At 24.2% G+C, this 15,421-nt stretch carries 2 protein-coding genes; one reads left to right on the forward strand and one right to left on the reverse strand.

Going from position 1 to position 15,421, the window contains the following annotated elements; genetic code table 11:
* Positions 1-78 precede the first annotated feature (78 nt).
* Positions 79-294, reverse strand: coding sequence for a 50S ribosomal protein L31 (gene rpmE, locus GFV14_RS01600; protein WP_457914593.1), 216 nt, complete (start codon positions 292-294; stop codon positions 79-81).
* 355 nt (positions 295-649) lie between these two features.
* Here rpmE and priA point away from each other — a divergent pair, with 355 nt between their 5' ends.
* Complete coding sequence (gene priA / locus GFV14_RS01605; RefSeq protein ID WP_457914594.1) at positions 650-2,848, forward strand: primosomal protein N'; 2,199 nt, start codon at positions 650-652, stop codon at positions 2,846-2,848.
* Positions 2,849-15,421: the final 12,573 nt, after the last annotated feature.

Below are 15,421 nucleotides of genomic sequence, written 5' to 3' on the forward strand. Positions count from 1 at the left end.
AAAAAGTAGATTAATTACAGTTGAGCATTGTAGTTTATTTAAACTGAGACTAATCAGAAGCATATGTTCAATATTTAATTACTTTTTAGAACCCGGGAAGTTGAAACGCTGATTAAAACGATCAACACGACCTCCTGTAGCAATATCACGTTGCTTACCAGTATAAAATGGATGGCAGTTGCCACAAACGTCTAGGTTCAGTGAGTGCTCTAATGTTGAGTGAATGTTAATTACATTACCACAAGAACACGTTGCAGTTATTACTTCGTATTTTGGGTGAATACCTTTTTTCATGGGAAAACCTCTATTTCAGGATGTGTTATCATTTAGCTATAATTTTAAAAAATAATTACATGTTATTTTATTAAGAGCAACCTATTAGTTTTAGTTATATTGCAAATCATATGTTATTATCACTTTATTCTCTATATCCTATATTTGTTATATAATTATTGAGATTTTTATGACGTTTTAGTATTATATTCTTATTAATAAATTATTTTGAGTATGAATTAGAAAAGTAGTTATAAATTTGTGCGTATGTTATAGAAAAGATATATTTATGATGCAATAAAAATTAAATAATTTGATGTGACTCTAACGAAATAATTCATTGATATTTTTATAAAAAATGGACGGACATTTAGTTATGATTGTCGTTCAGGTAGCTTTACCAGTTCCTTTAAACCATACATTTGATTATTACTTATCTGATAATATGCTTACCCCCCCAATAGGAGGACGAGTAAGAGTACCTTTTGGAAAGAGACAATTATGTGGCATAGTCATCAGTTACAATTCAAAAAGTGAGGTGCCTGAAAATCAATTAAAAGCAGTGGAACTTGTTCTTGATGATGAAACTTTATTTCCTAAAAATTTGTGGCGCCTTTTATTATGGTCTTCTCAATATTACCATTATCCTATTGGTGAAGTGTTATTGCATGCTTTACCAACTCTGTTGCGTCAAGGAAAAGCAACTAAATTATCTCCTACTTGGCAATGGAAAATTACAGAATGTGGGGAAAGAATTAATCTTAACACATTAAAACGTTCATCTAGGCTAAAACAGGTACTTTCCTTATTACAGAGTCGTTCTATTTATCAATATCAAGTTATTGCACTAAAATTAAGTAAAAGTGTATTACAAACACTACAAAAGAAAGGATATATTGCACGTTATTCTATAGAACCCATTTCTAAAAAATGGCAATCTCAGTTTCTAGTTAGTGGTGAGCGTCTGCGATTAAATTCTGAGCAAGAAACAGCTATTACCGCAATCCGTGAAAAAGATAATGAATTTTCACCTTGGTTGCTTGCAGGGATCACGGGATCTGGTAAAACTGAAGTTTATCTTCATGCTTTAGAAAACATTTTAGCTCAAGGTAAGCAAGCGTTAGTGTTAGTTCCTGAGATCAATTTAACACCGCAAACTATTAATCGCTTTCGTAAGCGATTTAATGCCCCTGTAGCTATATTACACTCTGCATTAAATGATAGTGAACGTCTTTCTGTTTGGTTAGGGGCTAAACAAGATAAAACTGCCATTATTGTTGGTACGCGCTCTGCGCTTTTTACTCCATTTTTTCGTTTAGGTATCATTATTATTGATGAAGAGCATGACAGTTCCTACAAACAACAAAATGGTTGGCGTTATCATGCACGTGATCTTGCTGTTTTGCGAGCGAGGAATGAAAATATTCCAATTATTCTTGGAACAGCAACTCCTTCTTTAGAAACGCTATTAAATATTCAGAAAAAAAAATATCATCAGTTAAATTTAACATTACGAGCAGGTGACGCCAATCTCGCCACTCAGAAGTTAATTGATTTAAAAGGACAATTTTTAAAGCATGGTTTATCTAAATTATTAATTAAACATATTCAAGATCATTTAAAAAAAGATAATCAAGTGATTTTATTTTTAAATCGCCGAGGATATTCTTCAGCGCTGATTTGTCATGAATGTGGTTGGGTATTCGAATGTCAACGCTGTAATCATTATTATACGTTTCATCAAAATTCCTATCAGTTACTTTGTCATTATTGTGATAGCCAGAGCCTCATACCTCAGCAGTGTATAGATTGCGGTTCAACATATTTAATCCCTATTGGGATGGGAACAGAACAACTGGCAGAAGGCATTACTGATCTCTTCCCTAGCGTACCAGTTACACGTATTGATCGTGACACAACTAGACGAAAAGGAGCGTTTTCAAAATATTTAAATGAAATTCATGCAGGTGGTGCGCGTATTTTAATTGGTACACAAATGCTTGCTAAAGGTCATCATTTTCCTGATGTTACTCTTGTCGCTTTATTAAATATAGATGGTGCTTTATTTTCTAATGACTTCAGATCAGCTGAACGTTTTGCTCAGCTATATATTCAAGTATCTGGTCGTGCAGGAAGGTCAGGCAAGCCAGGTGAAGTATTCTTACAAACTCATTATCCAGAACATCCACTGTTATTAACTCTACTGGATCGTGGCTATGATGCATTCTCGCGTGACGCTATGGAAGAGCGTCGTGTTACTATGTTACCACCTTTTACTAATCATATTTTAATTCGATCAGAAGACCAAAACAATCAAGATTCTCAGAAATTTCTAGAAAAAGTAAGATGTTATGTTGTTGAACACTCGAAAAATGATTCACGTCTCTGGATTTTAGGACCAACTCCGGCAATACAAGCTAAACGAAGTGGTTATTTTCGCTGGTACTTGTTATTACAGCATCCTTCTCGGTCTTATTTAAAAAAATTGACGGAAAAAGTGTGTTTTCAATTACACAGTCAACCAGGAAGACGAAAAGTAAAATGGAATATTGATGTTGATCCAATAGATTATTAATCTAACATACCATTGATTACTTAATGGTTATCTGATAAAATTTATTATTTTATTTTTATAAATAAATTAATTAGATTCAAAGTTTAAATTTATTAATGCTTTAGAATTAATTTTATTTAAAATTAAAGTTTTATTGATATAATATATTTATATGATATATTAATATTGCTGTTTTTAAACAGCATAGTTATGACTATTACAATAGTAGAAAAGAATCATCTAAAATAATATTCAGCATGAATTTATATAAATTGGATTATACATATTCTTTATTTCAATTATTTATAACAACTTATAAAGTTCATTGATTAGTATATTTATGTAATTCTACAAGTAATTAATGAATTAAAGTTCAAGAAACTCGTTATACAATCAAAATAAACTAATATTACAATTATGCATAATCTTGTTAGTTTTGCGTTTTTATCGAGCATAATCGTTTTAAAAATATTAATGAATCTAGCAGAGCATATAATTCTTATAGGAGAGAAATATGTTATGAATATTAGTCACTATTATCTTATTTAGAATGATTTAGGTGACCAAGCAAAATTATACTGCTCATTATTTTTAATATCTCTGTTATATTTTTTCGTGATATAAACTTCAAACTTCAAAAATAGTTGTAAAAGAGAGATTTGTTTTTTATTAGTGAGTTATAAATATTAAAAAATAAACAACAGGTTTACTAAGCTAATTATTACTAAAAATGGGTTGAAGGTGCAGTGCTATTAAAGATTATGCAGAATTTTCAAATATAATCATATGATATATCCTATCAAGATAAACAGTGTAAATTAGTGATGTTTAATTAATAAATGTTTAATGTAGATTCATTATCACTGCTAAAAACCTAAAAATATACAGCGCCTAAAGAAGTCAATTTACATGATACTTTTAATGTTGCTATATATTTGAAAAATCCGTTCCCAGTAAGATATTGTCCTTAAGAAATGTTTGCAGAAAAAGTGCTCTACATAAACTATCTTAATTTTTTAAGGAGAAAATCATTCTAAATATAAAATGTCTTGACTCAAGAGACGTTAAGAAAAAGTGTTAGTAAGATCTTTGTTAGGCCATAGATGTGATGCTAACATATTATTATGATCATCAATACTGAACATTCATGAAGAATAATATGCATGTAAAATATCTTAACCAGATAGTGCAACATGAATAAAGTATATTCTGAGTAAGATATGACAAATACTGTTACCATTCTTATAAACTAAAAACGTAATTCACTTGTTCCTTTTAAAATAACATTGCAGTGTTGAGTGTTTGACTTGCACATTGCATGGATAAATGTAGTCAAGTATAGAATAACAGTGAGAGATATTTAAAGAACTTACATTGCTATTATTAATCTAATATTTGTTTTTTGCATACAGTGCAGAGAAACACTACATCACTGTTAGTACTCATTATACTTTTTTAATAAAAACCACGATTAATGAACATTAATGCAATTTAACATTTTTAAAACATTTATCACCTTGTGATCGAATGAATGGAAATGTTGTAGATGTTAAACGTATAGTACAATAGCATTACTCATCTTAAGTGTATCAGTATAATAATTAATAAAAAAGATCAAAAATTATTTGAAATATAACCAGGAAACGGTGCGAGATTAAAATTTAAATCAATGACACACTAAAATTCACTAGATTTGTTTAATACACAGATACTAACAATATTAGTTTACATGTTTTGGCAGTTTACCATTGAAAAGTGTCGACTAGTGATTCTTAAATATTATTATTAGTTAATTTCTGAAAGTACATGACGATTGTATTTGATGTTATTAATAAAGTATGTAACAATAAAACATTGTCTGATATAGATGCGTATCTAAGTAAAATATGTTTCTTGACTTATGTATAAACGGTGTCTTTTTTATCAATTTATTAAATTAATTATTTTTTTAAAAATAATTTTTGGCACTTATCTTAATTTTTAAAACTGTGATTCATTCTTAGTGTGAAAGCATTTATTAATGCTTTACTGAATTAAGTTTCATTTATGTTCAATGTAAATGATCGTTTAAATTCTTATTTATTATTCACTTTATTTATATGCTAAAGAAATAAAATTAATAGAACGAATTAATATCATTAGGTAGTTATATATCTTATATAACTAAATTACAATAATTCATGCTCTCAATTACTCTATTGATAAATAAAGATCACATGTATTGTTAATGTATTATAAGCAATATGATGGATTTTCAATAAATAATTATTAAAAATCAATATAATCTTAATCATTACTGATATCGGTAATGAATGTAATATCTTGGTTAAAGAAATAGATAATAATTACTCTAACTCTTTCTTGCGTAATATCAATGTTTAATTTTTTAGTCACCATGGATTAACTTAGCGAGTAACGCTTAATTTTTATTGTTATAGTTACTATTGATTTTTATGTCGATATTTTAGATTTATTGATAATATTTTAAATATATTTGATCTAATTCAGAGTATTACATAGCAGACTTGACTCTTTTCTTCTGTTTGATTTTTTTGTTGAACATCATCCTGAAATACATCTGAAAATGTCCTAATTGAGCGATAAATTTTCAGGTATCTTCATATGTATAATTATCGGTAAAATGATATATTACTCTGAAAATTATTTATAAAATTAGTGCATGCAACGCATCCTTCGTCACTCGGTTAGTAAATTATATCATGACGATAGAGTACAATTTCATACTGTGGTAGATGTTTTATAAAAACAAAATATTTTCTATTCAATAGAAAAACAACTAATTCTAATTGTATATACTAAAGAGAAAAAAAAGAAAGTGTCTTTTGACAATTTTAACGTTTAAAGATAACGCAGAGAGTTTATAATTCAATATTTTATTTTAATGATTTAGACGCATATATTGTAGTTGCACCCTTCATGATTCATTGGTATAACTTTTGATATTATAACATGCTTGTCATGCATATTAATCATTTTATGTAAACTAACAAGCTATGTAAGCATTTCTATAGGGTGAATTTTAGTAACCTATCTCTATATGTTATTTGATGATAGAGTTTTTTATTTTTATTATGCTTGTGTAGGAGATTATCTTAGTGTTTTAAAATTTTTTGTATCTATGATTATCTTAGTAGTGTTGATATTCTTTTAACCTGTTATAGGTAGCATACTAATTATATCTTTAACTCTTCACTGATAAGCTTAGATTTATTTCTCACTGTTTATTTTTTTAAAATTTATCATAATCATGAGAGGCACTTTTATTTAAAAATATTAGTAAGTGGTGTAAATAATATAAACAGTGTGAGATAGTAAATCATACAAATCAATTTTTTAGAGAAAATATGTTGCAGTTTTTCGAGAAAAAAAGTATAATATATTAAAATATTTTTAATAGATTTCTTATAAGTTTTATAATTATAATAATGCATATTACATAATTTTAATTGAAAAATATTTCTGAATAATGTCTAATAAATGTCATTCACTCGATAGTGACGAGTGAGCGTATTAAATCTAATAACTTGTTTTTTAATAAGGATGTAAATAGAAATTGGTTCTTCTATAGAAAGAATATAACTTTTATATCGAGAGTTTGTCTTGAATTATTTATACTTTTAGTATATCTAAAACGATATTTAATATTTAGAGTATAGCGTCTTAAAAATCTTATTAAAGAATAGTAATTTTCTTTAGGTGTTGTTAATCACTTGAATAAAACTAATCAAAATGTTAAACTTACTAACAACTTTCTCCGACAGAGAGAATTTGACATTTTTAATAAAAATATTTTTTAACTATTAATAACTGATAATATACAACTAGAATGATGATTAGTTTATAATATAATAACTAAAATGTAGTGCATTGTTTTATTAATTACCTAATGTGATTAGGTAATTAATAATTACACACTATGCATGTAAGCGTAGTTCATGGTTATCAAAAACTAATCATTTTCTAAAATAATTTAAATTATTATATCAATATTATCTTTTTAAATAATTTATAACAATTAACATTGTTAATTAGGTTATTTGATAAGTTTTAAACGGATTGAAAATTATATTCTTATTTTTTTGTTATTAATTAAGAGTTTTTTCTTTTTTGAATCAAATATTAATGTTTATATTCTTATAATATAATTTCTCATTTTTTAAGATGCATTTATATTTATAAAAATATCTATTTAATTTTGATGTAATAGTTCATACTAAAATCTTTTATGAGAAGTTAATTATTTAGCTAAGATATTTATTTAAAATACATAATAGATAAGTAATAAGACGATTATTCAAAGAATGTTGTATAGTAAGTAGTTCTCTGGTAGAATATTATAATCCTACTTGCGATTGTATTGTTTCCAGTTACACTGATTTAATATCTTTTTTTTATTGTTGATTTATATTATTGTATGTTTCCACTGACTAGTGAAATATATTTTTATTTTAATTTATAAAAAATTTCGTGATAAATATCTTATTTATTAAAATGTTAGAGATTCATTTCGATAAAGGTATATTCTTGTTTGCTATAATTTTTGTTTTATATTATTGCGTTTTTTTAATTGGCTTTCTAGTCTAGCAGTGCCTGTAATATAGGCTTTAGAGTAATAATCGCTTTATTTTATTAACTTTTGTAAGATATGTTTTTTTATTTTATAATATTGAATGAGATTGTCTCATTCGTTAAGAAATGATTTAACACTTTTCTTTTAGTGATTAGCTAGAATTACTAAAACAATTGCAGCTGTTTGTTTTTGTCGTAAGAAAATTATTGTTTATGAAATTAAATAATATTAAGTATGATTTACGAAATGAAGTAGATATTTTAAACTCTAACAAATTAATATAAATGTAAATTATTTCTGTTGATTTTATGACTGTTTTTATATAGCTGCTGTTTAAGTTTTTGGTATGTTATTTTTATTTAATAAAATTATTCTCAGACACTTGAGATGTAAATAATTTATTTTTAATTTAGTGAAGTACTTTTTTAAAGATTTTTTTGAAAATGAATTCAAATATTATAGCTTTATAAGTATTTAACTATTTTTTTATAATTCTTACTCCTGTTTTTTATAAGTCTTATGTATTATCGTTAATTTTTTATTTTCCTCTGTCTTTCTCTTTTGAAAAATGTTGTGTATTATTTTTTTGTTTAAATCTTGCTTAATTTTTCGTTCATTTTTTACGTTGCCTCTCAGCAAGAGTTAATTTAATAGAACTGGTATTTTACTACATAACAATGATATCAAAATCTATGTACTCTTGATGATTAACCAACAATCAGTTGTTTTTATGTTTTTTAAGATAATGATTTTTATTATAAATCTAGTCGTTTATCACAATAGATAATATTCGGTAAAATGTTATATAATTTTGTTTCTATTTTTTATATTTTTTGTCATTTGTTTAATTGCCTTCGTCAATGTCTGAGTTTATTTTTTGTGTTTTTTTAATTGATTTTATTTCTGTTTTAAGCTAATTGTCTGAAGAAGTTGAGTATGCTATAATTAAGTTTTTAAATTTTTTATAGATGTCTTCAGTTTTACTCTATTTTTATTATTCGAAATGATTTTTTTGAGTGTTAAATAGAATACTATTTTTCAAGAACTACTGTGTATCTTTGTGTAGGTTAATTTGTTACTTTTATTTTTAACGCTAATACTGATTGTCTTATTTTGAATTTTCTTTTTATTTTAAAACTATTACTTCTGGTAGTGTTATCAATATAATCTTCATATTGTTTCAGGTTCTAATATGACTTAAAATAGACATATTTATTTTTACTAAAATATATTAATTTGTGGTAATAATTTATATGTAGATATAACTTTCTTTTGTATTTTATTAATTAAATTCTGTTAAATGTGATATATTGACTAATATTAGTAGGATTATTCAAAAAAATTTTAATTTTTATTTTTAATAGAGTATTAGATTTATTTAACGCTTGAGTATTATGATCACTTGAGCTTTTTATCTTCTGCATGTATGTTGTATGTTGACTTAGTTTATGTTGTATTTATGATAATTGGTTTTGTAGTAGAACTACATCTTATAACTTATGCTGAAAGATTTCCGGTAATTTGCATTATCTGACTGCACGAATGGATAGTGTATAAATAATTGTTGTTGATATTTTAATTCTAACCATAAAGAGTACGAGGATTGCAATTAGTAGGTTATCTAAAAACGTTGATAAAATTTAGTGTATTTACTTAATAAGTAATTTCTCTATGTTGTTGTTGATTTTAGTTGTTTAAAACGCATAGTGAGTTGCTTGTATGTCGTTACTAATTATAGTAATTCCAGAGAGCACATTTACTAATGAATGAGTTATGATTCTAGGTTATCAGTAAGATTGTTTATCTAATAAGAGTTTTCTATTTTCTTCATTTAGAAACAGATATTATATCTTGAAGTTTTAAATTTCTTTTCTTTTTTTATATTCAGAATAAATATAGCGAAATATTTTCTTCTAAATCGCGCTATTGGTAATTATTTTCTAGGAGATGTTCTTTTTTTATTAATTGTATTTAAAAATACAATGAAATCTCTTTTGAAAGTAGTATAAATTTTATGAATTAATTTAAAATAAATACTTATAATATTCATGATTAGTTCTTTATGTTACTCATGATAGCAAGCTCGATTTTTATAGGATGGAATCTTTGCTTTTAGTCTATTACCAGAACGTCGTAGATTTTAAAAAGTGCAAATGTTTATAACTTTTAAGTAGACATTTTTAACCTATGCAAGATATTGACTTATAAAATATATGTCATAAATAAATTTATTGGTTAATGAGATAGTATGTAATGTAGTATTTGATCCTAGATTACTAGAGAAGTAACATTGAGTAATGCTATTTTATCTGTGTTAATATGCCTAGTTATAACGTGTAATTTTTTCTAGTAAAATATTCATAAGTGAAATGAATCCTCTATTAACTTTCAAGAACAGTAATATTTTTAAGAGTAGATTGCGAATTCTTATACATTTTTTTAGAGAAAAAAAAGATTATAAAATTTACTGAATTATAGCAGAAGTTATTACTTGTTTGAGTGATTATGTAGCAACTTTTTAGTTAGAGCGTAAAAAATTTTTCAGACGTTAATTCATTGAAAATTGCATTAAATCTACTAGTTGTTACTCTGTTTTTGTTGCATGCAATTAGGTAATTTTATGATGACACTTTCAATGTCTCATGAAATATAGTACTTTCTAGTAAAATACAATACTTTTTTTAATTATTCTTAAATATTAACTTGTAATATTTTATAGTTTAACAAGGTTGATAAAGACAATATCTTACTAATTTAGGATTGAGATCTCACAATCTTTCAATAAAACTAAAGAGATATTTTTTTGATTTACTTTATTAAAACTAACAGTGAGAAAGTATCAGAAATAATGAATATATTTTTTACTTATGATCTGAAGTTGATGAATATATTTTAATACAATCACATAACTTGTAAGATGGAAAGTATTTGAAGGAAATGTATCTTAGGATGTTAATATATAGATATTACGGATAGAATCAAATATTTCTAGGCCATTAATTGTTAATGGCTATTGATCATCATAGGAATTATAAGTCTAAGTGTTTTTTATATTGCTTAGCTAAGTAATAATGAGTTTAGTAATAATTATGAATTACTGTTTGAAATGACAATTTTTCTTAAGTGTTTGATTTAATAACATTGAATTGTACATTCTATATATGTAACAATGAAACTGTACATAAATAATGTTACATATTTTCTTATGATTTTTTTAGTGTGAGATGATGCAAGCTTGAGAAAATTAAGTAATAACATTTGTATTTAAATAAGAAAGTAAAGAATTTATTTAATTGAGATTTGAAACTTACTTATAACTATCCTAAGAATTATAAATTTATAGCCTGTTTATCGTAAAAAGATGATAAATTGATTATAGAATTTTCGTGTATATCTAGGATATCTTATATTAAAATAACGCAGATTGTAATTACACATATCCATTTGATATTTTTACATTGAATTGAGTTAATTAAGTGCTAAGTGTTAATAATTGATATATCGATGTTTGATCAAAACATCGAGTCATGATGTTCATTAGAAGTATGAGTGATATATCTATAAAATATTTGATTATATTATCATTAAATAATATGCGTTTATCAATATAGACTTCCATACTGCAGTTTAATTAAGATAATAAGTAACAATACTTAAGTATGTTTATATAACTACTGTGTTTTGACTACTGAGTATCAGCGAACGAGGTTATGCCTTTAAGATAATATAATATAAATAATTGTGATTTAGTGAGATTGTGTGTACCTTTATAAAATAACAGATTGTAATTTTATTTTTGATAATCTCTTTTATTTTAAGTATTAATCATAGTAAAATTTACTCTATTTATCAAGATGAAGCGAATATCTTAGAGATAGTTTTATTTTGTATTAAAGAAAAAATGGTTTTTAGTTTATTGAAACTGATAATTATGATTTTAAAATTCTGGAGTTAATGAATTAATGACTTAATGTTATTATTTTAGATTAATATTTTAGTTAGTATCAAATACTTAATCATGCAGGATTGAATAATTATAACATACTATATGTTTCTTAGATATGTGGAGTATGTATATAGTAATGAAAATAATTTAGCTGCATATGAAATTGTAATGTGCATCTGGAAGATATGCGTGATGAATGTCTAGATTTTTCTTTTAAAGCAGTGCGTTAGATATAAAAAAATGCTTAAAGACTGAATATAATTTATAATATAAGAGATTATTCTTAATTTTTACTGATAAATAACAAGAAAAATACAAACGTATTATAAAATGTTCTTTATAGCAGTAGTGAGTAGAAGGGTTATGTTATTTATCTCATCTTTATTAATATTATTTATTTTATTATTTTTTGCACTTGTCTGGATTGGTGATAATTTAATTAAGAATTCATAATTCGTTATTATTCTGTACCTTAAAATAGGTTTTTATGATATGCAGATGACTCAGTGTATATTTTTAAAACTGACTAACTTCAATAATGTAACTATAAAATACCATCGAAATGAAAGTAATTAATTACAGTTTTTAATGATTGTAAAATCTTTGAATCATTTAGTTTAGATAATTAAATGTGATAATATTATCTTTTAGTAAAACTACTAAAAGTAGAAGTTATGAAGATAATTGATAGTATATTTTCATTTATTACATCCTCTGAATTTGAACTAGTATTTTATTTTAAAATTTATGATTGAAAATTGATATTAGAAAAATAAATCCAATTAATATAAGATTGTAAATCTTGCTAAATTTTGATAATTCATGCTTAGTAGCGGTATAAAGCGACTTTAAAAACGTTGATTAGAAAAATTAATATCTAAATTTTTTTCTAATATTATTTTTGAAGGGATAAAGATCGCTTGCCGTTGTTTAATAGTATTTTAAGTTAAAACTGACAAAAAATACTAGTATTAGAAAAGAAAAACTATATGCAATAGAAAAAAGAAAATATATTATATCAATTACCTGATAAAAGCATTATAATGACTATTATACATTACAATTTCATCTTTTATTAATATTAATTCAAATATTCATAACTTGATGATTTTAAAATCATTAAATAAGAGACAATAAGATTGAGTTAACAACTAGATCTGTTTGATTTTGTTAGTTAATTAAGATTTTATGTATACGCAAAGAAAAAATAATTTTTGAAATTTGTCGCTAATTTTTTATCGTATCATTTATAAATGAAATAAGGTAAGTCACTGCAAGAAGTTGATATCAATAAATTATAACAAGTATTTTATCAAGTCAATAAAATTGATTTTCTGTGGGTAGATTGCTAGAAAATAATCGATAAATAATTTATAATTATTAACTATAATAATAGTTAATTGTGTATTTTATGAGTTATTTAAATAAAATAGTTACATTTGATTTATTTTTTCTACATATTCACTCTAGAGTAAAAAAACAAAAGGTAGTTATCATTTTAAACAAATAACTGATTTATATTTGAAATTATCAAATTACAAATTCCTCTTGTATATAAAAAGAATAGTTCTCTATTATTATTCTTCTTGAATTTATAAAAATTTATTATTTTTTATTTTTATTAATATATATTAAAATATAAACTTTATTAAATATCACATTTTTAATAATTTATTTTTTGGATTTTTAAGTGAGATGAATATAAAATGAAGAAATTTAAAATATTTTACTGATTTACTGGACATTAAGAAGTGCTTTACTTGGTTGTTAGCTCAAAATTCTCGTATTGATTACTTTGATTTTAAATACAAGATTCTATATTGAACAAGATTACTTTTAAAAATTGATTTAGTATATTTTATCTAAAATAAAGATAAATAAATGCTAGATGTTACAAACTAAAGATGAATATTTAAATATTTTACAGTTTTTTTAACTGTTGTGAAATTTTTTTTGCTCACTTAGTGATATATTAGTGATGTATTGAAGGATAATATATCTTCTTAGAAAGAAGATTAAACATATTGGTTGTATTATATTATAATATCTTCATAAATTTTCGATAGATGCAACATATAGCATTTGACAATTGTTATATCAATAATGACATAAGTAATCCTGAAGTTTAACTACGATTGAAGTAGTTTATACAAACTATATTCTTAAAATTTTATATGTAAGTACTTTTATTAGTGAAAAGTTTGTTATGAAGTTCTACTTTGATTATAAAATTGTAATTGTAAGTATTATGATATTTAATACAGCATATTTTATAGCCAGTGTATATTTTTGAGAGATATCCTGAAATTAGATTAATGATAACTGTTTTGTGTTGAAACTATATTATGGTCACTACATTTTATTACTTACAAAAAATTATTAATCTTAAATGAGTCTAGAGCATTTTTTAAAATCATAGTTCGTATTTACACAATGATATTATGAAATTAAATTTTCTTTGAGGGTGGTTTGTTATCTATTCGTAAATTTTTAACTAGAATCAGTAGAAAACTATCTTAATATGTTTTTATGTACATCTCTAAACTCAGTTATTCATTTGCATGCTAATTATTTTGAGTTTTCTAAATTAATTAATGATTATGTTATTTTTCTCAGTGATGCTTTCAGGTATATTCACTTAATATAATTTTTATTTTCTCTCATAGTATTATGATAAAATGAAAAATTTCTTTTAAGATGCTAATCAGTTTTTTGTTACATCTTTTTGTTTGGAAAGATCAGTTAAAGATATGTCAAATATTAAATATCATGTTATTTATAATTGCTAAATCTTCGTTTGTCTTGATTATTAATATTTACTATTCAGTATAAATATAAAAACTTCAATTATCCCATGTAGCATTGTTTAATTAGGTATTGATAGTGTATTTAGAACAACAGATAATTCAGAGAAGTATTCACAGTATTTAGTTTAATATTTTTCTAAACAAAATTGAACTATCATTGATCTAAGTAATTACTTTCAACGATGAGTTAAGAAGATATCTGACAGTTTTATACAAAATACTATTTAGAAATAATAATAATTGAATTTTAAATAATCATTAATACAAATTATCAAATCATTGTTAAGATTTTTATTGAGGTAATTATTATTTAGTTTATGAATTTTATGTTTTTATTAAATATCGTATCATCTTTTAATATAATTTCGTTTTTTTCGTGTTCTTACTTTTCTTTATTTTATTTTTTAGGATTTAATACGTTACGATTTATCTATGCTCAACCTTTTATTAACAGGAGATATATAAAGATATTATAAATTGCATATTTATCAGTAATTAAATATCTTAATAATTAATGTACAGTGTTACATTTAGCGATCTCTAAAGTTTATCTGAGTAAGTATAAAGAAGATGTAATGAATCTTCAATGGACCGATATGATACATTTATATGTATGATTTGCTTTATCCAATTTTAGTAAGTGCGTGTTAGAGCATGTATTATTTCTTTGTTTATATAGATAAAGGGTGACGTTAGTCAATATTCTTTAATTTTTTCGTGATAATCTTTATGTTTATTACCTGAGTTTAATTTCAATTGAGCTGAATACACATGCTCCTTAGAAGCTAATCTTAGTGATAGAGAAAAAGTAAATTTATATATTTTGGTATTTAAAATTGCAAAATTTTTTGGTTGGCTATGTTTTGTGATTAGATTTTTTGTTTAATTTGGTTAGAATATTATTATAAATCTCTGTATATTTCAAGTACTGAGTAGGCGTATGTGTATTTCCATGAAATATGATAGAAATTTTATAGTATAATTGAAAATTTTCTTAAGTTTATATACTATAAGTTATGCAATTGTGTTCTGATTGTTTACATTACAGTACGCATTAAAAAGATAGGTTTAAACTTTATGTTTAATAACTTATTCAAAAGTTAATAATATTTTGCGGCGCCTAGTTAAAAAATACGAAGATTATTATATGCTTTTCAAAATATTTTTTGAGATTTATGCAGTTTTTCTAGAAAAATATTAACTGTATTGATATTAAGTAGTGTAATGAAAAGTTGATATGAATTTTTTTA

The organism is Candidatus Hartigia pinicola, from assembly GCA_020541205.1.
Taxonomy (GTDB): Bacteria; Pseudomonadota; Gammaproteobacteria; order Enterobacterales; family Enterobacteriaceae; genus Hartigia; species Hartigia pinicola.

Coding starts and splice junctions, on each gene's coding strand:
- rpmE (WP_457914593.1), bottom strand. CDS start 294: ATGAAAAAAGGTATTCACCCAAAATACGAAGTAATAACTGCAACGTGT.
- priA (WP_457914594.1), top strand. CDS start 650: ATGATTGTCGTTCAGGTAGCTTTACCAGTTCCTTTAAACCATACATTT.